The sequence below is a fragment of the Pseudomonas sp. BN411 genome (genome assembly GCF_029871235.1).
Classification (GTDB): Bacteria; Pseudomonadota; Gammaproteobacteria; order Pseudomonadales; family Pseudomonadaceae; genus Metapseudomonas.
Window position 1 is genome coordinate 33,659 of sequence record NZ_SSOM01000083.1, and the last position, 26,685, is coordinate 60,343.

General features: G+C 55.8%; 20 protein-coding genes. 8 read left to right on the plus strand and 12 right to left on the minus strand.

Features of this window, described 5'->3' with window-relative positions:
- Nucleotides 1-456 precede the first annotated feature (456 nt).
- From E8F06_RS25850 to E8F06_RS25875, 6 genes are all read left to right on the plus strand, one after another.
- A complete protein-coding gene (locus E8F06_RS25850; RefSeq protein ID WP_179057945.1) occupies nt 457-1,740 on the plus strand; it encodes a CmpA/NrtA family ABC transporter substrate-binding protein in 1,284 nt (427 codons plus the stop codon).
- A gap of 14 nt (nt 1,741-1,754) precedes the next feature.
- Nucleotides 1,755-2,612, plus strand: coding sequence for a nitrate ABC transporter permease (gene ntrB, locus E8F06_RS25855; RefSeq protein ID WP_179057944.1), 858 nt, complete (start codon nt 1,755-1,757; stop codon nt 2,610-2,612).
- A 79-nt stretch (nt 2,613-2,691) separates the two neighbouring features.
- Nucleotides 2,692-3,483, plus strand: coding sequence for an ABC transporter ATP-binding protein (locus E8F06_RS25860; protein WP_179057943.1), 792 nt, complete (start codon nt 2,692-2,694; stop codon nt 3,481-3,483).
- Between the two features lie 346 nt (nt 3,484-3,829).
- Complete coding sequence (locus E8F06_RS25865; protein ID WP_179057942.1) at nt 3,830-5,077, plus strand: alginate export family protein; 1,248 nt, start codon at nt 3,830-3,832, stop codon at nt 5,075-5,077.
- Nucleotides 5,078-5,409: 332 nt separating this feature from the next.
- Nucleotides 5,410-6,396 carry a methyl-accepting chemotaxis protein gene (locus E8F06_RS25870; protein WP_280359983.1) on the plus strand — a complete coding sequence of 329 codons (987 nt, stop codon included), beginning with the start codon at nt 5,410-5,412 and terminating at the stop codon, nt 6,394-6,396.
- Nucleotides 6,393-7,097 carry a hypothetical protein gene (locus tag E8F06_RS25875; RefSeq protein WP_256873271.1) on the plus strand — a complete coding sequence of 235 codons (705 nt, stop codon included), beginning with the start codon at nt 6,393-6,395 and terminating at the stop codon, nt 7,095-7,097. Before E8F06_RS25870 ends, E8F06_RS25875 begins: the two co-directional genes overlap by 4 nt.
- Nucleotides 7,098-7,259: 162 nt before the next feature.
- On the opposite strand, the gene E8F06_RS25880 is transcribed toward E8F06_RS25875, so the two are convergent.
- Nucleotides 7,260-8,993: an ATP-dependent helicase gene (locus E8F06_RS25880; protein ID WP_179057940.1), complete on the minus strand. Its 1,734-nt coding sequence runs from the start codon at nt 8,991-8,993 to the stop codon at nt 7,260-7,262.
- On the minus strand, nt 8,990-10,753 hold the full coding sequence (locus E8F06_RS25885) for an AAA family ATPase (RefSeq protein WP_179057939.1): 1,764 nt from the start codon (nt 10,751-10,753) through the stop codon (nt 8,990-8,992). The genes E8F06_RS25880 and E8F06_RS25885 overlap by 4 nt, the downstream gene beginning before the upstream one ends.
- Before the next feature lie 255 nt (nt 10,754-11,008).
- On the opposite strand from E8F06_RS25885, the gene E8F06_RS25890 reads away from it, so the two are divergent.
- Nucleotides 11,009-11,695, plus strand: a complete 687-nt coding sequence (locus E8F06_RS25890; RefSeq protein WP_179057938.1) for a hypothetical protein — start codon at nt 11,009-11,011, stop codon at nt 11,693-11,695.
- Between the two features lie 215 nt (nt 11,696-11,910).
- The gene (locus E8F06_RS25895) at nt 11,911-12,615 is read left to right on the plus strand and encodes an abortive infection family protein (RefSeq protein ID WP_179057937.1); all 705 of its coding nucleotides are present in this window, start codon (nt 11,911-11,913) and stop codon (nt 12,613-12,615) included.
- Between the two features lie 211 nt (nt 12,616-12,826).
- On the opposite strand, the gene folK is transcribed toward E8F06_RS25895, so the two are convergent.
- The 10 genes from folK to E8F06_RS25945 form a co-directional block, all read right to left on the minus strand.
- The gene (gene folK, locus E8F06_RS25900; protein WP_179057936.1) at nt 12,827-13,363 is read right to left on the minus strand and encodes a 2-amino-4-hydroxy-6-hydroxymethyldihydropteridine diphosphokinase; all 537 of its coding nucleotides are present in this window, start codon (nt 13,361-13,363) and stop codon (nt 12,827-12,829) included.
- 8 nt (nt 13,364-13,371) lie between these two features.
- A complete protein-coding gene (gene folD, locus E8F06_RS25905) occupies nt 13,372-14,241 on the minus strand; it encodes a bifunctional methylenetetrahydrofolate dehydrogenase/methenyltetrahydrofolate cyclohydrolase FolD (protein WP_179057935.1) in 870 nt (289 codons plus the stop codon).
- Between the two features lie 14 nt (nt 14,242-14,255).
- Nucleotides 14,256-15,131, minus strand: coding sequence for a formyltetrahydrofolate deformylase (purU, locus tag E8F06_RS25910; RefSeq protein ID WP_179057934.1), 876 nt, complete (start codon nt 15,129-15,131; stop codon nt 14,256-14,258).
- 68 nt (nt 15,132-15,199) lie between these two features.
- Nucleotides 15,200-16,354 (minus strand): epoxide hydrolase family protein, encoded by a 1,155-nt coding sequence (locus tag E8F06_RS25915; RefSeq protein ID WP_179057933.1) that lies wholly within the window; start codon nt 16,352-16,354, stop codon nt 15,200-15,202.
- A 161-nt stretch (nt 16,355-16,515) separates the two neighbouring features.
- Nucleotides 16,516-17,898, minus strand: a complete 1,383-nt coding sequence (locus E8F06_RS25920) for an aminomethyl transferase family protein (protein WP_179057932.1) — start codon at nt 17,896-17,898, stop codon at nt 16,516-16,518.
- Between the two features lie 666 nt (nt 17,899-18,564).
- Complete coding sequence (locus E8F06_RS25925; protein ID WP_179057931.1) at nt 18,565-20,595, minus strand: methyl-accepting chemotaxis protein; 2,031 nt, start codon at nt 20,593-20,595, stop codon at nt 18,565-18,567.
- A gap of 166 nt (nt 20,596-20,761) precedes the next feature.
- Complete coding sequence (locus E8F06_RS25930) at nt 20,762-21,553, minus strand: hypothetical protein (RefSeq protein ID WP_179057930.1); 792 nt, start codon at nt 21,551-21,553, stop codon at nt 20,762-20,764.
- A 119-nt stretch (nt 21,554-21,672) separates the two neighbouring features.
- Nucleotides 21,673-24,093: an MMPL family transporter gene (locus tag E8F06_RS25935; protein ID WP_280359978.1), complete on the minus strand. Its 2,421-nt coding sequence runs from the start codon at nt 24,091-24,093 to the stop codon at nt 21,673-21,675.
- A gap of 56 nt (nt 24,094-24,149) precedes the next feature.
- Entirely contained in the window at nt 24,150-25,247 is a 1,098-nt protein-coding gene (locus tag E8F06_RS25940; protein WP_256873270.1) for a YCF48-related protein, read from the minus strand.
- Nucleotides 25,248-25,322: 75 nt separating this feature from the next.
- Nucleotides 25,323-26,681, minus strand: a complete 1,359-nt coding sequence (locus E8F06_RS25945) for a DUF1329 domain-containing protein (protein WP_179057929.1) — start codon at nt 26,679-26,681, stop codon at nt 25,323-25,325.
- Between the last annotated feature and the right edge of the window lie 4 nt (nt 26,682-26,685).

A 26,685-nucleotide genomic window follows, 5' to 3' on the forward strand; every position in this document is an offset into this window, starting at 1 on the left:
TCCCCATGGACAGGGCCAACGCTCGCAACAATCTCTAGCCACACACAGTACGCAGGCGCACTGTGGTGCTGTCCTCCGTTGCCCCGAATACTGCACCCCGTTCCTGGCATCCGCCCCTCGCTGCCCTCTCCTGCTCCAAGCGAACCAAAACCGTTCAGGCCGCATCGGCGCCGCACGAACATGGCTCATTGCCGCCAGCTAGCCCGAAGCATTACCGCAATAGCCAAGCTACTGATTTAAAAGACAATAACGACCGAAAGTAACCTGCCAAGACCATGGCTTCGGGCTGCAGGCCAAGCTGGCAAGGCGTTTGCAATCTCACCTGCAGATTCTTGCGTAGCGCGCCAACGGCGGTGGGCCGCGGATCACGGACAACGGCGTCCGTCAGAGTTCCTTCCCCTATTAGGAGCTCTGGCGTACGCCGTTTTTGTTTTGCCCTCCATTCAGGACAACACCATGAGCGAACGTGATTCCAAAGACCCGGTGAACAGCAGTCGCCGTAACTTCCTCAAGCAATCGATCGCCATTGCCGGCACGGTCGGTGGCGTGACCGCCCTCGGCCTCTCCGCCCCCGGTTTCTTGCGCAGCGCGGCCTGGGCCGCCGGCTCGGATGCACCGGAAAAGGCCGCTCTGAAGGTCGGCTTCATTCCCCTCACCGATTGCGCCTCGGTGGTCGTGGCCGCCACCCAGGGCTTCGCTGCCAAGTACGGCCTGTCCATCACACCCAGCAAGGAAGCTTCCTGGGCGGGCGTGCGCGACAAGCTGAACACCGGCGAGCTGGATGCCTCCCACGTGCTCTACGGCATGATGTACAGCTCCCAGCTCGGCGTGGCCGGTCCGCAGAAGAACATGGCCGTACTCATGGGGCTGAACCAGAACGGCCAAGCCATCACCCTCTCTCGCCAGCTGAAGGAAGCCGGCGTGACCAATGGCGAGCAGCTCGCCGCCCATATCAAGAAAGGCGGCAACCCGCTGACCTTCGCCCAGACCTTCCCCACCGGAACCCACGCCATGTGGCTCTACTACTGGCTGGCCAGCCACGGCATCAACCCGCTGACCGATGTGAAAACCATCACCGTGCCGCCGCCGCAGATGGTCGCCAACATGCGCGTCGGCAACATGGACGGCTTCTGCGTCGGCGAGCCCTGGGGCGCGCGGGCGATCTTCGACAAGATCGGCTTCACCGCCACCACCACCCAGCAGATCTGGGCGGACCATCCGGAGAAGGTGCTGGGCTGCTCGCGCGACTTCGTCGAGCAGAACCCCAATACCGCACGCGCCCTGGTGATGGCCCTGCTCGACGCCAGCCGCTTCATCGAGGCCAGCGACGAGAACAAGAAGGCCACCGCCAAACTCATCGCCGGCAAGGCCTACGTCAACGCCCCGGTGGACGTCATCGAACAGCGCTTCCTCGGCCACTACGAGGACGGTCTGGGCAACAAATGGGAAGACAAGCACGCCATGGCCTTCTGCAAGGACTGCAACGTGAACTTCCCCTGGCTCTCCGACGGCATGTGGTTCATGACCCAGTTCAAGCGCTGGGGCCTGATCAAACAGGATCCGGACTACGCCGCCGTCGCCGCCCAGGTCAACCAGACCAAGCTGTTCAGTGAGGCGGCCAGCGCCCTCGGCCTGCCGGTTCCGGCCAGCCAGATGCGCGGCAGCACCCTGATGGACGGCAAGTTGTGGGACGGCTCGAACCCTGCCGCCTACGCCCAGTCCTTCGCCATCAAAGCCTGACCCGGGAGGTAACGATGAACGCTCCGGTAAATCCTCCGCTGCCACTGCCGGCCAAGGCCGCACCCAGCTCGCATCCACGCTTGGCCAGACCAGGCGCGGAGCTATTCAGCAACCTGGCGAGGGCGCTGGTCCCACCACTGCTCGGCCTGCTGCTGTTCATTGGCCTCTGGGCCCTGGTGGCGGCGCGCAGCGAAGGGTTGCCGGGGCCACTGTCGACCTGGCATTCGGCGCTGGAACTCTTTGCCGATCCCTTCTACGACAACGGCCCCAACGACATGGGCATCGGCTGGAACATCCTGCACTCGCTGGGCCGCGTCGGCCTGGGCTTCGGTATGGCGGCGCTGGTGGGCATACCCCTGGGCTTCGCCATCGGCCGCTTCACCTTCCTGGCCGGGATGCTCTCTCCCATCATCAGCTTGCTGCGCCCGGTGTCGCCGTTGGCCTGGCTGCCCATCGGCCTGCTGGTGTTCGAGGCCGCTGGCCCCGCGTCGATCTGGGTGATCTTCATCAGCTCGATCTGGCCGATCATCCTCAACACCGCCGCCGGGGTGGCCAGCGTGCCGCAGGACTACCTCAACGTGGCGAGGGTGCTGAAGCTCTCCGAGTTCAAGGTCCTCACCCGCATCCTGTTCCCGGCCGTATTGCCTCACCTGATGACTGGCATCCGTCTGGCCATCGGTGTCGCCTGGCTGGTGATCGTGGCGGCGGAAATGCTCACCGGCGGCACCGGCCTGGGCTTCTGGGTGTGGGACGAATGGAACAACCTCAACGTCGAGCACATCCTCATCGCCATCATCATCGTCGGCCTGGTGGGCCTGGCCCTGGAACAGAGCCTGCTGTGGCTGGCCAAGCGCTTCGATTACAACAACTGACCATTCCTGTAGGAGCGAGCTCTGCTCGCGAACCGCATTCGCGAGCAAGCTCGCTCCTACCAAGAGCAGGAGAACCCTGATGGACAAGTTCGTCGAGCTGACCGGCGTCAGCAAACACTTCGATACGCGCAAGGGTCGTTTCCAGGCCCTCAGCGACGTCAACCTCTGCATCGCCCGTGGCGAGTTCGTCTCGCTGATCGGCCACTCCGGCTGCGGCAAGTCCACCGTCCTCAACCTGATCGCTGGCCTGCTGGATGCCAGCGACGGCGGGCTGATCTGCAATGGCCGGGAAATCGACGGCCCTGGCCCTGAGCGCGCCGTGGTGTTCCAGAACCACAGCCTGCTGCCCTGGATGACCTGCTTCGGCAACGTCCATCTCGCCGTAGAGCGGGTCTTCGGCGCCCGTGAAAGCAAGGCCCGCCTCAAGGAACGTACCGCCGCGGCGTTGCAGATGGTCGGCCTGGATCATGCGGCGCACAAGCACCCCAATGAAATCTCCGGCGGCATGAAGCAGCGCGTGGGCATCGCCCGTGCGCTGGCGATGGAACCCAAGGTGTTGCTGATGGACGAGCCCTTCGGCGCCCTGGACGCCCTCACCCGCGCGCACCTGCAGGACGAGTTGCTGCGCATCGTCGGCGAGACCCACAGTACCGTGGTGATGGTCACCCATGACGTGGACGAGGCCGTATTGCTCTCCGACCGCATCATGATGATGACCAACGGCCCGGCGGCCACCGTCGGCGATATCGTCCAGGTCGAGCTGGCGCGCCCACGCGACCGCCTGGCCCTGGCCAACGATGCCCGCTACCACGAGTACCGCACCGCAGTGCTGGAGTTCCTCTACCAACGTCAGCAGCGCCCCGCCGCCTAGGTATCCGCCCTGCCCTTCGCGAAAGCCCGGCCCCGTGCCGGGCTTTCGCGTTTTGACTTGCCCGCATGCCCCATGCAGGGGCCCCCGTACCCGGCTTCGCACCCCGCCAATGCAACCTTGCCCGCGCAGGTGCATGACGTAATCGCCAAATGTTCTTGTCGCTAAACAAACATCATGTAAATCAAGTAGTTGAACAAACTGGCACAGTGCCTGCTAAGACCTTCCCCGGTCAGCACAACGGCGTGTCTGCCACTCAACCGACAACGACGTCGCGGAATCCCCTCTCCACCCGGAGCGCGGACACCGTGACGTTTTTTTTGCGCTTTTCAGACCTAGGAAGTCCGCTATGCACATGCTGAAACCCGCTCTGCTGTCGCTGGCCGTTGCCGGCACCAGTCACGCCGCCCTGGCCACAGAGGACGTTAGCAACCTGTTCACTGGGGGCAAAGCCATCCTCGATGCCCGCTACCGCTTTGAGAACGTCGACCAGAACAACAACTTGCGCGACGCCAATGCCCAGACCCTGCGCACCCGCGTCGGCTTCCAGACCGGCAAGTGGTACGGCCTCTCGGGCCTAGTGGAAGTGGACAACGTCAGCCGCCTCGGCGATGCCGCCTACAACAGCACCCGCAACGGCCAGACCAACTACGCCATGGTGGTCGACCCCGACGGCACCGAAGTCAACCAGGCCCTGCTGCGCTATGACCAGGCCTTCGGCAGCGCCGTGCTGGGCCGCCAACGCATCAACCTGGACAACCAACGCTTTGTCGGCGGCTCGGCCTGGCGGCAGAACGAGCAGACCTACGACGCTGCACTGGCCCAGCTCAAGCCCCTTGATGGCCTGACCCTGACCTACAGCTACCTGGACAACATCAACACCATTTTCGGCCCGGAAAACGGCCGCTTCGATAACCGTACCAACCCCGCCAACATCGAAGGCCACAGTCACCTGTTCAATGCCCAGTACCTGGTGCGGCCGGAACTCGCAGTGACCGCCTACAGCTACCTGCTCGGCCTGGACAACATTGCGACCACTGCGACCTCCCCACTGGGCAGCCTGTCCAGCCGGACCAGCGGCCTGCGCCTGAACGGTGCGCTGGCCGGTTTCAGCTATGCGCTGGAGTACGCACGCCAGCAGGACTACGCCGACAACCCGCTGGACCTGGACAGTGAGTACTACCTGGCGGAGCTGGGGTATGTCTTCAACGGCGTACAGCTCAAGGGCGGCTACGAGGTACTGGGCGGCGACAGCGGCCCCGGCAACCGAGCGTTCCAGACGCCGCTGGCAACCAAGCACATCTTCCAGGGCTGGGCCGACCAGTTCCTCACCACGCCGGCTGACGGCATCGAGGACGCCTACCTGGGGTTCACCGCGCCATTGGCCGGCGGCAGCCTGCAAGCCTGGTACCACGACTTCGACACCGAGCAGGGCAGCGACAGCTACGGCAGCGAGATCGACCTGTCCTACGCCCATCCGATACCAGGCGTGAAAGGTCTGGTCGGACTGCTCAAGTACGCCAGCTACGACTCGGATGATCGAGCCCGCACGGTCGATACCGACAAGCTCTGGGTGCAGGTGCAATACACCTACTGACCGTAACGGCTGGGTACATCGGTGTGCGGGCGTCTTGCCCCCACACCGATCCTGCTGGACGTCTCGCGAGGACGCAGCACAACCATGAACAACGGACAGTCTTCACTTCACGTGGGAATCCAACCATGAGCAATCTCGCTGACTCCCGTGTAACTGGAATCGAAGGAGCGACCAGACTCGTTCAGGACCTCCAGCGAACGCCTCGGCAATGGACAACCTATCCGCCATTCGAGCCAGGTATCGCCCTCGTCGCCAGCATTCAGCATGGTGCATGGGTCCCCATCGGTACCGCGCTTGGCGCGGCGGCCTGCGCGCATGCAGGTCAGCCGACAATGGCATTTGGGCTTGTTCTGGGAACACTCTACCTGGGCATTTCCCTACATCTGCACCAATTGCGCCAGCGCTACAGCGAGGCCTTCTGGTTCGACGAACTGGCACGCCTGCTCCGTACCCAATCCGCCAACGATCAAGCCACCCTGCTGGTCGAGTGCAGTGAACGTCTGCGCGGCAATGATCGCCTGAACAGTGAGGTGCGCTTCGCCAGCCAGGCACTGGAGCAGTTGGCGCAGAAGGCCAATGTCCAGGGCGGCGAGCAAAGCCAGCGAGTGAACATGATCGCAGCCGCGAGCGAACAGATTGAACGCAGCCTGGCCAGCGTGGACGAAATGGCCAGCAGCGCCCGCTCGGATTTTGCGGCCGCCCATGCCCAGGGCGAGGACGGCTGCCGGGCGGCGCGGGAACTGGGGACCGGGATGGCTGACATCCGCAGCAGCCTGGGCGACACCGCCCGAGCGGTGACGCAATTGCTGCAAAGTACCGCGCTCGTCGAACAGTCGGTGCAAGGCATCCAGGACCTGGCGAAGCAAACCCAGCTACTGGCCCTGAACGCCTCGATCGAGGCTGCCCGTGCTGGCGAGCAAGGGCGTGGTTTCGCGGTGGTGGCAGACGAAGTCCGGCAGATGGCGACCGCTACCGACAGGACCACGCGCGACATCATCGCCGCCGCCACATCCATCGCCGGGGCCGTGAACCAGGTAAGCAAGGAAGTCGAACACCATCGCGAGCTGCTGGAGCGTGGCAGCGGCCAGAGCAATAGCCTCGCCGAGAGCCTTGACCGGCTGGCCCGCAAAAGCCAGGAAAACCTGCAGCGTTTCGACGGCATGCAACAGGCGCTGGTCGAACATCACCAGGCGAACCAGGACCTCGGCGAACAGCTCCAGCAGATCAGCACCAGCCTTCAGGTGCAAAGCCGGCAGACCCATGAGCTGCATGACCTCACCCGCTACCTCACCCGACTCACAGGCGACGCAACGCCATGATCATAGAGAGCCTGCCCGCACTGGCCGTACTGGCCGCCCTGGCCGCGTCCTGCGTTGTCCTGTGGCTGGCCGATCGACGCCGGCAGTTCCGCCAGCAAGAAGAATTGCGCGATATGTTGCAGTTGGGCCTGGTACTCATGCAGGGCGTCCAGCGCCATCGTGCGCTAGGTGCTCAGACCAGTGCTGACGCCGTGCACCACCGCCGGAAGCTTGAAGCCGAACTGGAACGTTCCTGGCGGGCCTGGACCGATGCTGGAAACTACCGAGCCTGGCAACGCCTGCTGCTCACGCCGGAGGACTTCGACGGACATTGCCGTCTGCTGGAGCAATTACTCGCCCACATCCAGCACCTGGACTTGCAACGCTGCCACCTGCTGGCACTCACACCGGAGGTCGCCGAGCGGTGCTGGCAAGTCGAAGAGCTCGGCCGACTGCGCGGCCTTTCGATACGGGCGGCAGCCCAGGAACACTGCCCGCTGGAGCTTCGCATCCAACTGCAGTACCTGCATGATCGCCTTCTCAAGGATGCGGACATGCCTCTTCGCACGGCCCTGGGGCGACTGTCCATTGAACTGCTGGGCAAACAACGATCCACTCTCCGGCCTACCGAACTCTATGCCTTGCTCACTCCACTGATCGACGCGCGAATCGAAGCGATTCAAAGCGGTATCCGACCTGCTGGACACCTCCGCGCCTCATGACCTGGTTCCTCATTGGGAGCCAGGAGCCAGGAACGCTCCCGTGACGTACTGGTGTCCACAACCAACTGTGGATTCAACCGCTAGCTGCCATTCGCTACCGACTGCGTTCGACTGCCGATTGCTGCCCTTCATGACAGGTAGCTACCGGCCAAGAGCGGACGATTACCCAGCAAGAGCCTGACCAGCTTCGAGAAAGCCGGCCCGCTCCAGCTGAGGTCTCAAGGCAACCAAGGCGGTCGCAGGAACCGCCAACCAAAGCAGATCGCGGGCGCGAGTCACCGCAACATAGCCAATACGGCCTACCTCAGTATTCATTCCTGCCAGCATGGCTTCGATGTTGGCCCGATTGGCCACATATAAGACGGCATCAATACTTTCACCCTTAACTTGGTGAACGGTTCTCACGCGGGCCTTGGGCTCCTGCTCAACCGCCACCTCAAGCCCCACACTAAGTGGCCCAGCAGGCAGCGAGGCGCGCGTTAGCCGGCGTGTCAGCCCATCCAGTGCGATCAACTCAAAATCACGCTGAATGTCACGAAGCAGCTGAGCAACTCGCCCCTGCAGCAGGGGAAGCCATTGGCCTGAGGCAGGCAGACTTGAAGCCGGCAAACCCTGAGCAGCATCTCTAGTGAACAACCACAGCCGACGTCGCAGCTCGCGCAAATCACGATCATGAGTGACGCCACTCAGCCTATTGAGAAGCCCTGGGGGTGGGCCATTCAAGAGACTGACAATGCCTCGAGCGACCATTCTGAATGCCCCCAGGAAGTCGGAGTTCTGATCTCGAAGTACCGCGGCTTCGGCAAACAGCTTCACTACTCCCCGTCCTTCAGGATCTCTTTCTCCCGACAGCCTGGAGGCCATTGCAGCCGCACGACATACGACAGCCGATCTATCAGGGTTGATTGCTTGCCGCCTCAGTTCTGCATGGAAAGCATCCAACAGAGGTGGAAGCGCCTGCTCGTTATAGCCAATGAAGTAGGCTCCGAGAGGTGGGGGTTCGTCAGCACGATCAGGATCATCCGCCCTTCCCGAAAGGTAATTTGCAACACTCAGGATCGAGGGCACGGAGCGATAGTTGCGAGTCAGGTTGTAAGGAACAACTCTTTCCCGCTCGTGGTAGTTCCGCAAAAAATGACCGTCGGCATCAGCGAACTCATAGATAGCCTGATTTGGATCACCAATCAGCGACACCTGCACGCCAGCACCAATCAGAAGCTCCAAAAGCTCTTGATGCAGGACTCCAATATCCTGGGCCTCATCGACGATGATATGAGGGTAGCGTCGAGCCAAAGCTCTAAGCACCACAGGCTGCTCACTTAGGACGCGGTAGCACCAATAGCGTCCCAGATCGTGCGTATAGCCCCCCACGCGTCCCAATCTAGCAACCACTCGACTAGCATCCAGCTGGTTAAGCGGCATCTCGTTACCATGTACCGTGTAGTAGAAGAGCGGCTGACCAGCGCTAAATCGAACCTTGATGTCGCTTACAGGTATCGGGTGATCCCGCGTTGGGCAATTGAACCCAGCCAGGAAAGGCTCTCCGCCGGTTACTAGAAAAGCTGTCTGGTTTGCTCCCATAGTGCGGTGACCATGGGCCTTCATGACGTGGGTCGTCATGAAGCTATCCAGCGTATCGATATCAACCCTGCTTCGACCGGAGCTATTCGGCAGTGTTTGCGAAAGTTCCTGGTAACCCTGCCGAAATGTCTCCACGGCCACATTAGAGAATGACAGCAGTGCTATGCGTCCCCTCGCTCCACCAAGGCGTCGGCGCATCTCAACTAGACGCTGAATGGCAGTAGCCGTCTTGCCACTTCCCGCACATGCCGTAACGGCTAGGGGTACCAGGGGAGCATCGATGACGAGCTGCTGTTCGGGGGATGGCTCAATCATTCTGCCTCCGCTCCTGCGTCCGGTACCTGGCACACATGAACGATCGCATCGAGGATGTAAGGTGGGACCTCACAGGCGGCTCCCTCTCCGATTACATAGGCCAGGGATTGACCAAAGCGGCCCTTCTGCACGTTCTTCTGGGTAGATGGACGTTCAAACATTCCACAGAACAGTGCTTTTGCCTTAGCTGCATCGTCAGGGGCCAAATTAACGACCACCTCAAGGTCTTGAGCAATCTGAGGATGGATTTCAGCCAAGGCAACCAACATGGCTGCGCGATTGTTCGGATGCAGAGCCAAGTCGTACTCCAGCGTTTTAACGCCATGGAAAACTTGGACGTATCTGTCCTCAAGCTCAAGCATATTGGCCGTGTTGTCAGAAACCTGAACATCAGCCCCCAAGGCAGGATACAAGGGCTGGGCCGGTTGACCGGGAACCACGACCCCTGATGGGTCAGCGTCAGTGATCAACGCGACAGGAATCTTTAGTGCGTTCTCGCCAAACAGTGGAAGGAAGGAATCGAAATTGAGTCCCTCGACGCTGATGAGGCTCACTCCATGCCCATGTAAGTCGAAGCCAGCCGCGGTGGCCAAAGCATCGACGAGCATCATCTCTGCTGCCCCTTCAACAAAAATGACCCGCCGTGCAAAGAACAGCTCCGCACGAGTGACATCGAGATATCGCTCCAGCTTTTCCCGCTTGCCCCTCTCAAACCTTACTTCGCGCGGAAAGAACGTCTCGACTCGTCCCGCCGACTCCACCAAGCAAACGAGGCAATCGAGATTTGCATTGCTGGCGAAGTTGGGTGAATGGCTCGTCACGAAGAGTTGAACAGGCTGTTCTCCATCCACCTCCTGCAAGCTCGCCAGATATCTCAACAGCACTGCCTGCAGTTGAGGATGTAGGTGCGCTTCCGGCTCCTCCACGATTAGGCCGCGGTATGCCGCGTCAGAGTTACGAGCCAGCTCACTGAGTACCACAGCCATGAAAATCAAGTTGTTGAAGCCCAGGCCGTTCTGCTCAAGCTCGAAGTCATCTACAGAGAGTGTCAATCGTGTGGAAAGGCGTTGAAAGTCGGAGGCACTCAGTCCCACAGTGAGGGCTTGACGTAGCTGCTCTCCAAGCATCGCGTTATGACGATCAGTAATTGCAGTCTGCGTACTCCGGATAGGAGCATGCTCCCGAAGCTCGTTATCCAAACGCTGCAACGCGTCATTGATGCCCTCGCGACCTGCTCCATCGGTGAGCAAATGAAGCAAGCGCGAAAGCTGACTGTTTCGGCCGGGGCGAAGCCCTTGTGTTGCATCACGTAGGGGCTGCAAATAGACCCCACGTAGGTTCTCGATCATGTCCGCCGTCAGCGACACCTCCTGATGATCGCCACACCAGCGGCGCACCCTAAAGCGCCCCCCTTGGTCCGCATCTGAATAACGGACATGAAAGTGCGCCTCCACTTGACCGACGGCGCCGAGTTTGAGTGCGGCCAAAAAGTCGGCTTCGTCGTCGGGTCCTAGCCCTCGAAAGACATAGTGGAACTCGATGTCTCCAGTTGGCTCTTCCCGCGGAGGACGATGGCGGTCTTCGATTCCGAAGCGCGGATAGGACTCTTCATACCCGACCAGCAATGCCCGTAGTGCGTCGACTACAGCGCTCTTGCCTACGTTGTTAGCCCCAACCAGGACGTTCAGGCCGGACTGAAAGCGCAGCTGGACATCCCTTAGCTTCCTGAAATTACAGATATTCAGTTCGGCCAGATACATGCTGGGTTGCCTCCATCCTTGAGTTTCTGATCAGAGTCGAAGCTCGTTCCAGCGAGCCCCCCTCAGCAGCATTGTAATGGTGGCTGGTCCTGAAGATCGATAGTCCATATCTCCAACCTCTGACGCGCATTGCTCAACGTGAACAATTTATCCTCTGGCCAGCCATGCTGGTCAGCGACAAAAGATGATAGGCTGTCAAGAGTGTCAATTATTTGAATAACTCAAGATTAAGTTTTTTATTTACAAGGAATTAGTATGACCGTACGTTTAGATGAAGCTGAAAAACAAATTCTTGGCACGCTTCTAGCAGATTTTTCAGATCGAAACCTGAATGCTGATCACCTGAACTCCGGATATGAAGGCCCTAAAGTATCTGATCTCGCCAAGGCTATTTGTGCAGGGGACGATATCACACAAGTTGATTTCGATATTGCCCTTTCAGATCTTGAAAAAAAGAATCTAATTAATACCGGGCCTTATGAGGCATACAAGAATGAGCCTGGTGATAGGCTCATTATTATTGGCGGCTATAGCAAGCGAGAATACGCAGGCCTCACAGAACTAGGATACAAGACTGCTAGGCAGTCAACTAATCGCCCAAGCAAGGTTCAGCGAATCATAAACAATGTACACATTTCTGGCGGCCAATTTTCCAATTTACAACTCGCCACAGGCGGTAGCGTAGTGCAAAGGATGGACTCCGTTTCCGGTACGGATAGTGACATTCTAGTGAGATTGGTTGCGATACTGGAGAAACAGGGGGAAGTGGTTTCAATAGAGCAGCGCGAAATTTTAGTTTCCGCCATAGCGGAGGCGAGCGAAGGTAACGGAAAAGAAGCTAAGAGATTACTTGAAAAAGTCTGCGGGCCAGCATGGACGGCTGTTCAGCCTGTAATTTGGCCAATTTTCGGTGACCTTCTCAAGAAAAGCCTGGGTCTGTAGCTTCGATTGTGGCTTACAGAGTAGTGAACACTGACCCTATAGATTTAGCTGTCACTGTCTGCATTGGAGAAACGTAGCGATCCTCTCGCTAGCCATTAAGCATGCGAGTTCACGGCCACAGTCGTACTTCAATCAGTCGGCTGCCGACAGAGATTGCGAAGCAGCCACACAGATTGATCGAGCTAAAAACCACAAGAGATACAGGGGCGACGACCATGAATTTGCTGCTACACGAAGTTTTGCGAAAGGTGAAGTCCGGAGCGACATCATTCTCCCCCCAAAAAGATGCAAGTGGCGACCCAGATAAATTCCAAGCCATTGCGAAAGCGGTTATTTATGCTCACAAACAAGGGTATATATCGAGAATTATTCCGCAAATAGACTCCATGTCCGGTCATATGTCTTACAGCCTTATTCTAGTTGATGGCGGACTTACATTTGAAGGCGAATGCCATTTAAATGAGCTTTCCGGCCAACCAACACCCGCTGACGACGTTTTGACCGACCTCTTAATTCGGATTCCAAGCTACAATATACGAGATAAGTGGGAAAAAGCTCTGCATCGCCGCGTGACAGACCCAAGCGGAGCGATTACGGCGGCAAGAAGCCTTCTTGAAACAACACTTAAATGGATTATTGAGGAGCGCGGAGGAAAACCCACTGAAAATAACAGAGAGCTATTTAGCAGAGCGATTGACGCCCTTGGGATTGTTGTTAAAGGACAGCCCGTTGAGAAAACTATCGAAGGGCTTAATTCGATCATCTGGGGCATAGGCGAAATGAGGAATAGACTTGGTGACGCTCATGGCGCAGCCTCAAGCAGCACACCCCCAACAGTTAGCGAGGCGGGTTTCTGTGTGAATCTTGCCGGAGCAGCTGCCCTGTACCTGCTTGAGGAGTTTGAGGCTAGTCAAGTCTAAATGCTTCTAGCTTCGTAGGTGCTCTATGGCTGCTTTTGGCCGTTCGCAACCCTTCGCAGCGCCTCCTTTCACCACTTGCTATATCCATTGGCTACCGGCGCTAGGCAAATCGAGCTTGAGGCCGGACGATGATTATTCGTGGCGAACTGGAATGACCGAGGGAGTAACACTAACATCTTACCAAGTCAAAAATGGGCGAGCAGCAATGTGTTTACAGGTAAGATTTATCACAGGAAATTCTTTTACCATTCCACTCAAAATTCACTTTCTGTATTAATGGCAAATCATGCCCATATAGCAGCCACAAATCCTCATACGTCTTTGATGAGCCTTGATGCACCAGATTAGGACTCAGTTCCGCCATTGGAGCCAAAACATATGCGCTCTCAACCATCCCCGGACGAGGCAAATGCACATGACCGAATAATCCACACAAGTCATCAAATAGCAAAATATCAATATCAAGGCGCCGAGAGCACTTAAGAAGATCATTATTAGCACGACCAAAGTCACTTTCTATAGCACGGACACTCGAAACGACTTGAGCGAGAGATAACTCCGTCAAGACTTTGACCACCATATTCAAAAAAGGAGGACCGTCGAATCCTACAGCCTCGCTAAAATAGACTGATGAACTCTCGAGAATATTAAAAACCCCCTCAAGACGGTCCAATCCTGCAGAGAGAGACTCCCATGGCAGGACGTTAGATCCAAGACCTAAATAAACGGTATGCAATTCATCCGTCATTATATAGATCAATCACCAAGAGGCTTGGCAAGTCTCTTTGCTGCGGTAAGCGTGTTATACATAAGGCAAGCAATTGTCATCGGGCCAACCCCACCAGGAACCGGTGTAAGCGCACCCGCAACTTCTGCCACGCCGTCATAGTCAACATCACCGCACAACAAGCTTTTACCACCCTCTTCGATGCGATTTATACCGACATCAATGACCGTAGCTCCCGGTTTCACCCAGTCAGCCTTGATCAACTTCGGGCGACCAACGGCAGCAACTAAAATATCCGCCTGACGGCAAACCTCTGCCAAGTCTTTGGACTTTGAATGAGCGATGGTAACTGTGCAATTTTTTTTCAGCAGCAGGCTAGCCATCGGTTTTCCGACGATATTAGAACGCCCTACAATTACTGCACGTAAACCATCCAGCGACCCAAGGGTGTCCTCAAGTAGCATCAAAGACCCGAGAGGAGTGCATGGTATCATCCCCTCCTTGCCGACAGAGAGTGCACCTACGTTCTCAATATGGAAGCCATCGACATCCTTGGCTGGATCGATCGCTGCAATCACCGCTTCTTCATCAATTTGACGAGGAAGTGGCAACTGAACCAGAACACCATGAACGTCTCTGTCCTTATTGAGGCTATCAATCAACTCCAGTAGCTCAGCCTGTCCAGTAGTAACAGGCAATCGGTATTCTAGGGAGCGGATGCCAACCTCTTCACAGCGCCTCACTTTATTACGCACATAAACATGACTCGCAGGATCATCTCCTACCAATACAACTGCAATGCTTGGATAGAGCCCAGTCGATACTTTTAGCGCCGCAATCTCAACCTGGAGTGAAGCGCATAATTTATCGGCAAACAGCTTGCCATCAATGACTTTCATTTGCGCCTCAAAACTTAACTGCCAAGGAAAATAACAGTTTTATTGTCGTCCAAGAAGACACGGCGCTCGATATGCCACTTGACCGCCGAAGCCAATGCATAACACTCGTTCTCTCGACCCACACGTGCCAGTTGCTCAGGCTTATAGTTATGATCAACTCGAGCCACGACTTGCTCGATAATTGGACCCTCGTCCAGATCGGAAGTCACATAATGAGCAGTTGCGCCAATTAGCTTAACTCCGCGCTCGAAAGCCTGATGGTATGGGCGGGCACCTTTGAATCCAGGCAGGAACGAGTGGTGAATATTAATGCACTTACCTGACAATTCGCGACTTAGATTGTCGGAAAGAATTTGCATGTAACGCGCAAGAATTACCAACTCAGCATCAGTTTCGCTAACGATGTCGAGCAAGCGAGCTTCTTGAGCAGGTTTATTATCCTTATCAACAGGCAGATGAACAAATCGAATACCTTCGCGCTCAACCATACCTCGCAGATCTTGATGATTGGAGATGACGGCAACAATCTCCAAGTTAAGCTCACCTTTTTTGTAGCGATAGAGCAGATCATTCAGGCAGTGATCAAACTTCGAAACCATGATTACCGTTTTAACAGGCTCAACGGCATCATAGAACCGCCATGTCATGCCATATTTTTCAGAAACCTCAACAAATTCTTCGCGCATCTGGCCAATGGAAATATCTTGGCTTTCCATCCTGAACACGGCGCGCATGAAGAACTTTTCAGTTGTTTCATCATCAAACTGTTCAACCGCACAAATATAGCAACCTCTGTCTGCAAGGAATGTAGAAATTGCCGCCAAAATTCCTGTCCCGGCCTTGCAACTAACATTCAATATAAAAGTTGATTCTTGAGATTTATAAGTCATGCAATCACCTAAATTTTATGTTTTATCAGAACCACAGCCATCCTACCCACACATAGCTGCGATTACATTCAAGAGCCAAAAGAAAAAGCTGAACTCCGCAAACCGGAGAAGAATTCACGCAAATCCTCAGCCACCAAGACCGGCTCCTCCCACTCCAGGAAATGTCCACCAGATTCGCATACGGAATAACTGACAACGTTATAAAACCGGTCAGCCCACTCTCGCGGTGCATTCGGAAACATATCTTTGGAGCCATGATAGAAAGCGACTGGGACAGCTCTACAATCCTGACTGGAATAGTCTTCCCTACAGAATTCGTAATAGATTCGTATAGATGAAGCTATCGTCTGCGTGACCCAGTAGAGAGTGATATTGGTCAGGAGCTCATCTTTGGTAAATCGCCTAGACAAATCCCCATCCACTCCGGCCCAACGTTGAAATTTCTCTAGAATCCATGCCAGCAAACCCACTGGCGAGTCATTAAGCCCATAAGCAAGAGTTTGAGGCTTTGTCATATGCTGGAGGCAGTAGGACATCTCTTCTTGCCATACCAAGTTATTTTTCTTGATATATTCCGCCTCTGCTTCCGACGCATTAGCTGGCACTTCACACGGTCCAGGCATGATAATTTCTGCCAGATGCGCGCCTATTACTCTCTCTGCATAATCACTGCACAACCAGTCTGTAATCAGCTTCCCTATGTCCCCCCCGCGAACCCCATATCGTTGATAACCAAGAACGCTAGTCATCAACAGATTCAAAGCACGAGCTGCGCGCCTGGTTCCATATCCACTTACTGCCGGCTTTCCTGAGAAGCCATACCCTGGCAACGATGGAATCACAATATCGAAAGAGAGGCTTTCGCTATTTGTATTAATGATTTGCTGTGCCAGTTGGAGGAGCTGTACAAAACTACTCGGCCAACCATGCAGCAGCAGCAAAGGAACAGCATTAGGAAATTGGCTTTTGTGGTGTATGAAGTGCACCTCAACACCATCGATCTCTGACGTATAGTGATTCCAGCTATTCAGAATAGCTTCTTGCTTACGCCAATCAAAATCGTCACGCCAGTAGCTTATATACTCTCTAACAACATCAATATCGGCACCATATAACCATTGCGACTCCTCAATCGCATCTATCCATCTAGTGCCAATTAGCCGTTGCTTCAAGTCATTTAGTACTACTTGAGGCACGCAAATTTCATAGGGCGTCGGATTCATGAAGAACTCCCCCCACAGCTTCCAATATGCAAGCAGACATAATTGGAATGAAATACAACCCGCAGCTGGAAAAACGGTGGCATAAATGCCACCGTCTTGGATTTCATATAAAGATCTTCTGACCCTAGAATTCAACTCGACCTAGAACCAGAGTATCTCTATCAATCCATCGTACCAACGGGGATCAGGCTGGTATCTACCTTCTGGTTCCGGCATTCATTGAAGTAGGGATACCGAGCTACTTTAGCGCGCACTTTCTTCTGCCGAGTACCGGGCTCCCCCCAGAGAACCCAGACCTCGGTGCCTTCGCTCAGGTACTCTTCATCAATGGAGCAGAGCGAAATCATTTCCCGATAGAACCAGGACACCATCCGACCGCTACTGACACCTACTTGCTCGCCCTTATCATTCAAAACCCAATCGGCTGGATAGATACCGCCAAATGCCAGATCTTCGGGACTAGAAATATCTTTATAAGGGACTGGATCGGCCAATTGCGAGCGGTGGATATCAAGGATATCCTCTTTATTCCACTCAAGAGTTACCATCTGGCGCGATGACTTTGCCTTTAGCTCTTCAATAGCCTTCTTTCCAACAAACTCATGATCCATATTAATGGTCTTACCCCAACCCAACTCAATCGGGTTTCGGTAACGAGCTGCGAAATCTTGACCGACGCTGCCAGACAAAGAATCTTTAACAATTTCGGGATCGCAGAGGAACCCAATTTCGCGCTCACGGAGCCATGCAGCAAATTCTTTGTGCTCAAACCAAGGAAGGGGGAAATCGAGATAGGCTTGTGGGAATCCATTCTCCCAATGGGTCATATTGTAAGCGGGGGTACCCAATCGCTTCAAACCGTACTTTACGCCAGCCTTGAGAATCTGTTCATAAACAGGAATGGCATCCTCTACATTCCCATGAACCTCATAAGCCAGGGAGCCAGCCATACCGACGCGCAGGATCATTACATCTCGACCTGCAATCTTACTCATTCGATGGTGAATGAATTTGATGTCGTGCAAGTTCTCACCACTAGCTGCATCTAGTACCTGCAAGCAGGTCGGACCACCCAACTGGAACATGAACACTTTGCCGGTAACATCCTCACCCTGGACGTCAAGGTCGCTATTTTCTACGCAATATTGCAACCAAGGATTCATCCAGTAAGTGATGTAATCCTCTTCGCGGCGAACCAGCAAACCATCGACCATGATCCGCCCTTGCTCGTCCAGCATAATGCCGTGCTTAGCGAATCCAACTGGGAACTTTTCAAAAGAATTCCCGCAGTATTTCTTGAGAAACTCAATAGAGTCCGGCCCCCAGAAGCGGTAAGTCGGGGAGGGATTGAGATTTGCGTGAATGTAACTAGAGTCATGCCAAGAAAGAGATTCATCTCTCCATCCGGTGTATTCAAGCGGCTGCAAGCCAGCAAGAATAGGATTGGAAGCATAGGATACGAAATGCACCATATGACTAGTGACAGACCGTTCATCGACAGGAATTACAGGGCTGGGACCGAATGTCTTTGTATGCTTAGTCATAAAATTTCTCTTATTTTTTGCCAATAACTAAAGAAAGCCGCAGAACCTACGGGCCGTACGTCTATGTGGTATGGTCTATAACTCAGCACCAATCTATGGGCCGCTTAGAAGTACGATATCCAGCGATGCTCGATATCTCCAATACCTTATTTCCCGCCGCCTCATACCAAAAAGGTATCGGAATCTCTGCATGTTCATACGAAGATAAGAGCAGTGGCCTATTAACTCTGAGGGCCATCCAGTGATAGATGTGCGGAAAGTTTCCGAGTTAGATCCGAGACTTGGCTAAGAACTCTGCTCACTTAGCCTCGCTGTCGAATCTTCGGATAGCACAAAGCATTTGCAGGCCAATACGGGAAAGGAAGTGCCTTTGACCGGAGCCCCTCAGGCGTTGGATGAATCAGCCGGCTGTCGCCTCATTAAGGAGATCGAGCAGACTATCGCCGGATGAGCGCGAGCTTGCGCGGAACGTCCATAGGCCTGGTCGGCTGAAGAACGCTCCGCTGGTTGATGCTCGATCATCTGCCTCGCTCTAGCTAGGCTGCGCGAAGCTACGCAAGAGACACTGATCGAGACCGGTCGCCGAAAGGTCACTGCGCTACCCCTCGGTCACGGCTAATGGTTCAGTGGCATTCGGGCGATATAAAACGATGCCCGCCGATCAGATCAGACACGAAATGCGCTTATAAGCTCCTTCAGCCGCGCCACCTGACCAGATAGATAGCGGCTAGCCTGCTCAGTCTGCATGGCACCTTCAGCAGTAAGTTCGCCGGCCTGATTGATCTCGACGATGTTCATGTCGATATCGTGAGCCACGGCGGTCTGCTGCTCTACGGCGGCGGCGATCTGCTGGTTCTGATCAACGATCACGCCAACCGCGCTGAGTATGTTATCCAGCGCTTGCTGCACCTGACTCGACTGGCTGACCGTGCTTTCGACCATTTGATGGCTGCCGTTCATGGCGATCACGGTAGCGCCCACACCACCCTGCAGACGGACGATCATCTGCTCAATCTCCTCGGTGGACTGATGGGTGCGCTTAGCCAGGTTACGCACTTCATCGGCCACGACGGCGAAACCACGGCCCTGCTCGCCGGCCCGCGCTGCCTCGATGGCAGCGTTGAGCGCCAGCAGATTGGTCTGCCCAGCGATCTCCTTGATCACGTCCAGCACCTGGCTGATCGAGGCGCTGTCGGCGGCCAGTTGGTTGATCACACCCACCGACTGGTCGATCTCACTGGCCAGACGCTGGATACTGTCGACCTGCGACCTGACCATGGCACGGCCGCTCACGGTCTCCTCGTTGACGCTCTGTGCGCTACCCACTGCCGCGGCGGCGCTGCGCGCCACCTCCTGAGCGGTGGCGGACATCTCGTTCATTGCGGTGGCCACCTGCTCGATCTGCCCGCGTTGGGCACTCACTGCCTGGCTGCTCTCACCGGACACCAGTTCGACGCGGTCGGCCTGGCGCTCTACCTCAATGACGGTCTGGCCGACCAACTCGATCAGGTCGCGGATCTTCGCCACGGTGCTATTGAACACCGCGCCCAGCTCGCCCAGCTCGTCGCTGCTTTGCACGTTAACCTGCACCGTCATGTCGCCGCCAGCGACCTGGCCGAGAGTCACAGCAAACCCCTTGAGCGTGGCGAGAGTGGAAACGTAAAAGCCGCCGTAGAGGTAAACGATGGACAGGAACAGCACCATCAGGGCAACTACGAGTAGGATCATCTGCAGACGCTTCTGCTCCAGGCGGTGGCTCAGCTCCTGCTCTAGGAAACCAAGCACGCCATCGTTCAGCGCATAGGTCTTGTCGATGGCAGCGCTGGTCTCGTCGTAGAAGCCCATCCAGGGAGTATTCAGGCTGTCAGCAGTAAGCAACTGCCCCTCAAGCACCTTGGCGATATCGGTCAAGCTACGGTGGCTGGCTTCGGCAACTCCGCCCAGGGCGCTTTTGGCCTGGACATTGCCCTCGAGTACGCCCTGCAGCTTGAAACCATATTCAGCATGCAGCTTTTCTAGCTCCAGTAGCAGATCGTCGAGCTTGGTGATGTCGGAAGCGCCGAGGATGCCCTGGCCCAGGGAGTAGGAGCCGAGGGCACGCCCCTTGCTGATGGCACGCGTTACCGGCTGGCTTGTGCTGGTTAATAGCTCGCTGATCTGGCGTACGCTCAGATCACCGTCCTGACTGAGTCCGGACTCACTGGCAATGAGCTTGATGAACAACTCGGAGTTATCCAGCGCCTTGGTCACCAAGCTGGCCTTGCTGCGCAGGGATGATTCTGCTGCTACCGCGTCCAGAGTGGTCTTGATTACCTCACGCTGGTCATTGAACTCCTCGGTTTCCTGAGCATCGCTGCTAGGGGGTTCGAGCGCGCCCAAGGTCTCAGCGATGCCCTTCTCCAATGGAGTGATCAAGGCGATGATCGTCGGCGCGTGATCTGACTCGGCGAGCACAGCATTGATCTCGTAGAGGTCGCTGAGACGCTCCAGCTGTTGGCGCAGCTGCTGGCCCTGCTTGAGCAGCGCCAGGCTCTGCAGCTCGGTACGCGTATCGACGAAAGCGTCATAGGACTCGCGCACCAGTAGATAGTTGGTGACCAGCATGGGCAGGAAGAACAGCACACTGATCAGACTGAACTTCATGCCGAAGCTCATGCGGTTCATCAGGTTGATGGCAGGGTACAACACGCTATTCACTAGACGTCTCCTGTTGCCGTGATTGTTGTACGCCAAGCGGCAGTCGACTGACCTGTGGATACGGCAAGGCAGCGGTATTTTGCTTCTAGGGATCGGCTGAAAGGCCGCGTCTTTCTGGCGGACTTCAGCATCCATTAGCCGGGAGAAATGTCGATGCTATGGCAACTCAAGGAGCGGTTTGTCCGGCCAACTCATCGAGCTTTGCGATGACCGATCCTAGGTAAAACGCCGCGCTCCCGGACACCGCCTTGTAGTTGTTACCGAGCAGATGACCACGGGCGAAACGGAACACACGATGCTGGTCAGTCAGAACCTTGGCATGCTCAGGCAGCTGCACTTTCAGCGCCTCGAACAGTTCATTGATTCGCTGGTCCTTGGCCTCGGCATCTTGAGCCTCATAGGCCACCGAGTACTCACCGACCACTCGCGTGATGCGAGCCTGATTAGAGATCAACAAATCGCCAATGCGCTCGCTCAACTCCCGCAGCATCAAGCGAGCTTGGGAGAGCTCGGGGCTCGCGTCTGCATAAGCACTGGCAACAGCTTTCTTCATCTCGGCATCTGCATCCATCAGGCCTATGAGAAGGTCCGGATAGCTGACCGAATGATCCGTGGCTCCAGATTCCAGTTGGGGAAGGAGCGCGCTCATCTCCGCGACGGGGCGCTGCAGCGATTGCGGATAACCCAACGCCTCCACCAATTGTTGTAGGTCCTGGTAGCTCTTCTGATAGGCATCAAGACTACGCGGATCGCTCAAACGATTTTCGGCCCCGTAGTAGATCAGGGCATGGGTGGCGATTAGCAGTGACGACGAACGGACCTTTTGGTACAGGGCCTGCGTATTCGCCTGCGCGCATGCAATGGCAGGCACGATGAGAATCAGAAGAACAGCAATGCAAATCCGCATAGGGTGAATACCACCCCGTTTTGGAGGGGGCAGAGTATTGGTGCGATCCATGTCAGGCGGGCCTTTCTTGTTTTTTATTGTGGGCGACGTGTCGTCAGAACGAGAGGATGACGCGGTTTGAAAAGCCCGCAGCGCGCGTCCATCCACCTCACTCGCGCTGCGGGAAACGTTTAGCTCCTTGCCTTGCTGACCTCGTCAGGCGCTTTATCGAAGAGCTTCCTGGGGAGTAGGAAATGAGCTAAGGCTGGCAACAGAATCAAGGCTCCAAGCATGTTCACCACGAACATGAAAGCCAGCAATATGCCCATGTCTGCCTGGAACTTGATGGGCGAGAAGACCCAAGTTGCCACTGCAGCCGCGAGTGTGACACCTGTGAGCATCACCACCTTCCCGGTGAACAGCAGGGATCGGTAATAGGCCAGTGAAAGCGAGTCCCCAGCACGCAGCCTTGTCAGGGTTACGCTCAGTACATACAGGGCATAGTCGATCCCGATCCCTACGCCCAGTGCGATCACTGGAAGCGTCGCAACCTTCACCCCCATGCCAAGGCCAACCATAAGCGCCTCACATAGAATCGAGGTGAGTACCAAAGGCAGCACCGCGGTTAGTACCGCACGCCAAGAGCGGAAGGTCACCCAGCAAAGAATGATCACTGCCCCATAGACCCAGAAGAGCATTTCTCGCATCGCCTTTTTCACGACGATATTGGTTGCGGCCTCGATACCCGCGCTCCCAGCCGCCAGCATGAACTTCGCATTGCCGAGATCGTTTTCAGCGATGAAGGACTCAGTGGCATCTACGACCCGAGTCAAGGTGTCCGCCTTGTGGTCGGTCAGGTAGACGTACAGCGACAACAGCGAGCAGTCCTGGTTGAAGAGCTCACGAGACGCACGCCCCTGAACCGTCCCCAAAGCGCTGTCATTGGGAATCAGTTCGTACCATTTGTAGCTGCCTTCGTTGTAGCCGGAGGTGGCAATCTTGCTGAACGATGCCATGGAGTTGGTGGACTCAACGCCCGGGAGCTGCTCCAGTTTCCAGGCCAGTGCATCGACAGCGGACAGTGTCGAGTAATGAGTGCATTGGTCCTCGCCCGTCTTGATCATCACCACAAAGATGTCCGTACTGGCAGCATAATTTTGGGTCATGAACGCTGCATCACGGTTGTAGCGTGAATCGGAACGAAGCTCCGGTGCACCCGGGTCCAAGTCCCCCACTTTCAGATTGAGACTGACGACGAAGCCGAATACCGCCAAACAGAAACCCAGTATGCACACTGGAGTAGCCCAGGACCGACGAGTGAACAGATCCAGGAAAGCCCAGACCGGATGCTTGCTCTTCGAAGTCAGTTCCTCGCTCTCGGCCGCAAGGCTGCGTGCGGCAGCCTTCTTGCTCACTCCGATGTAGCTGAGCAGCACTGGCAGCAGGATGAGGTTGGTGAAAATAAGGACCGCGACACCGATGCTTGCGGTAATGGCCAGATCCTGAATTACCTGAATCTGGATGACGATGAGCACTGCAAATCCAACGGCATCACAAAGCAATGCGGTAAGACCCGCGGCAAACAACCGGCGGAAGGTGTAGCGCGCTGCGATGATGCGATGTAGGCCGCGGCCAATATCCTGCATGATGCCATTCATTTTCTGCGCGCCATGGCTCATGCCAATGGCGAACACCAGGAACGGCACCAGAATCGAGTAAGGATCCAGTTCATAGCCTAGGATGGTGAGCAGCCCCAACTGCCACAGCACCGCAATCAATGAGCACGACACGACAATCAGCGTGCTGCGCACGCAGCGGGTGTACCAGTAAAGGATAACGATGGTGATGGCCACAGCGACGACGAAGAACATCATCACCTGCGTAAGACCTTCGATCAGGTCACCAAGAATCTTGGTGAACCCGGTGATGTGAATCTGGATATCGTCGGTCTGATATTTTGCGCGGATCTCCTCTAGCTGCCGAGAGAACTGGCCGTAATCAAGGGGCTTTCCGGTTTCCGGATTGATGTCCAAGAGCGGTACATAGATCACGCTGGACTTGAAGTTGCCAGCCACCAACTGACCGATTTCCCCCGACCGCGCTACGTTCTGACGGATCTGTTCCAGACTCTCGGGCGAACCATCGTAAGTCGCAGGAATAACAGTATCGCCGTCAAGCCCGTCTTCGGTCACCGCCAGCCAACGAGTGCTAGGCGTCCACAGCGACTTCATGTAGGGCTTCTCGACGCCCGGCAGCAGATAGATTTCGTCGTTGATCTTGGCCAACGTATCGAGATAGGTCTTGTCGAAGATGCTGTCTTTCTTTGTGGAGATCGCGACTCGAATAGAGTTGCCAATCCCACTCAGGTCCTTGCGGTTCTCCAGGAAATTGACCACATAGGGATGGTTGGTCGGAATGGCCTTTTCGAAGCTGGCATTCAGCCGGATACCCAATGCCTGGTACGCCAAGAGAGCAGTTGCCAGCGCGCACAGCAGGATCACCAGCAGTCGATGATTGAAAATGGCTCGCTCAACGAGGCCGCCTGACTTGGTGTCAAAGTCCTCAAGGGACGCCACTATGTCTTTATTTTGTGCAGCGATATCAATGGTCACGGGATGCCCCTAATCTGACGAAGTGAATGACCGTGTATGGCGGAGACGATGCCGCCTCACTCGGCGGCGGCCCCTTGGTCGAGCGGGGCCCGCTCCAAACCATGCAATCCCACGGCTGACAGTTCGCCCGCCGGCGTTTCGGTAATGTCAGAAACAGAACCTGCGCCGCGCCACGGCAGCGTTTCAAAACTGGCGCCCCCTCCCCTATTGGTGAACACCTCGCCCGCCTGGCTGGCAAGCAGCAAGCTGCCGTCGCGCCTCTGCGCGGCCGAGGAGATAGCTGCGTCAGTTTTAATACTCACCTTCTGCCAACTTTCCCCGTTGTTACGGGAGAGGTAGGCGTTGCCACGCAGTCCGTAGATCAGGACATCGCCGGCGCCGGTTGACAGGGCTCCGAAGAAACTCCCCTCATAGGGAGATTCCATCGTCGCGAATGTTTCCCCTCCGTCTAAAGAGCGCAGCAAAAGCCCGCGTTCTCCGACAATGAAGATGTTCTTCCCGTTGGCTGTAATGCCATTGAGGTGCAGGCTTGAGTCGTTGGAGAGGTGCTGCGCCCATGGCAGCCAGGTCTTCCCACCATCACGGGTCATGAAGATCAACCCATAGGCGCCGGTGATAAAGCCGGTGGATTGGTCGATGAACGCCAGGTCCAAGAAAGGTTTGTCAGGGCCGTCAGCGACCAGCCACTCGGCATTCTTGATCGCCTGGCCGTTACCACTCTGCTTGGCCTGTTCCATCATCAACTCGGCAGCACGAATGCCGTCCAGTTGCCGGGTCCAGGTTTCTCCGCCGTCCGCACTGTGCAACACAATGCCAAGATGCCCGACGGCCCATCCTTGATCCGCGTTGACAAACTGGACTGCGGTCAAAGTTACGCTCACCGGCGATGAAGCTTGTCGCCAGTTCTGCCCGGCGTCGTCGGAGAGCAGGATGATTCCGCGCTCACCTACCGCTACCAATCGATTACCAGCATGAGTAATTGAAAGCAGAACCGATCTCTGTGCTTTGGCACTGATGGTTGACGATTCCTTGAGCACACGCAGGGGTTCAGCAGCGACAACAGGCATGGTCTGCATGGCGGCCTGCATCACTACTGTGGCGACCATGAGAATCCTCAGCCTGAACTGCATGGACGAGAGAATCCGGTTAGCCATATTCACTCCAACAGCAAAAAACATTCATAAGCAGGCCTGGAGCGACGTATGTCGCCCCGGCCCCATTAGCGAGAATCAACGAGAGCTTTCGCTGGCCATTGCATCCGGAGTGAAAGCGGATGGCGGGAGTCGATCCGTGCGTTTGTAATGGAACTTGGAGTCGTTGGACGACATGCCATAAACGTAGGCGCCGGTTTCGATGTTGTAGAGCCCCCACGCAAACTGAGTGGTCAATGCGGGGAGATCCGGAGCCAAGTAAGGAAGAGACCATTGCTGGCGGATGAGTTTACCCTGCGCGTCATAACCGTCGACCAGGATGATTTGCCAGGAGTCCTCATCAATGTAGTAAGTGCGACGTGGAACCACGTGGCGCTGGCCAGCTTTAAGCGTCGCCTCAACCACCCACATGCGGTGTTTCTCCCAACGCACATGATCAGGATTGAGGAAGTTCGGGCTCATCAACTCGTCACTCGAAACCAACTGAGACTTATTAGAGTTATAGGGCACGAACATCTCTTTCTTGCCGACGATCTTCAGGTCATGTTTATTGGACGGGCCGAACATCATGAACGCTTCGTCGAAGAAGCTGACGCCAGACACTACGAAGTTTGGCGTATCGTAGGCCACGTTAGGCAGTCGGCGCACGCGACGCTGACCGACCAGATACTGCCAACTGGCACGTGCGTCTTGATTGGTGTTGTAGAAGATCATCAAACCTTCGCCGTTCTTCGAGGACGGCCGCTCAGTAATGATCTTGCCCTGATAATAGTTTCCATCGAACTTTTCCAGACTGCTTTCCTGGAAATAGTAGGGATATTGGAAATAATAAGGAGTAGTGGTGGCCAATACCTTCTTGCCACCGGCTGTCATAAGCCAACTGCTGATGTAGCTATTGAATGAGTCACCACCATTCCAAGACAGTCGGTGGTTCCACATGACCTCGGCACCGTTCTTCGGAATGGGGAAAGGAATACCACCGAAAGCGCCAGTTACGTTCTCGGTCTTCTCATCAACTTGAGCACGGGTTGCGTTGCTGAAGGTGTTGTCATACACCCATTGCGGGGCCGCAACGGTGCGATGGCTCGGATAGATATCCAGACGGTAGTCTGGATATTTCTTCAGCATGACTTTGGTGCCCTCGGCCAGTTGATCCGCATACTGGTCCGCATTCGCGGCCGTGATGCTCAGCACCGGTTTTTCGGAGGCAAAGGGGTCCGTGCGTTTGTCGCCTTGCTTGTAGTCGGCTGGAGCTTTTGTGTAACCACCATCCCATGCTGGGATGCTGTTGTCGGCATTGCCTGCACGCTCCGCACCAAGCGGAGTCAGCGTCGTTTTCAGTTTGCCAGCCTCATCCGCTGATATAGCCGCCTGGGTCATCTGTGCGCTGAAAAGCGCGCAGGCCAAGAGAGAAATCTTCAGGATCTTGTTGTTCATGATC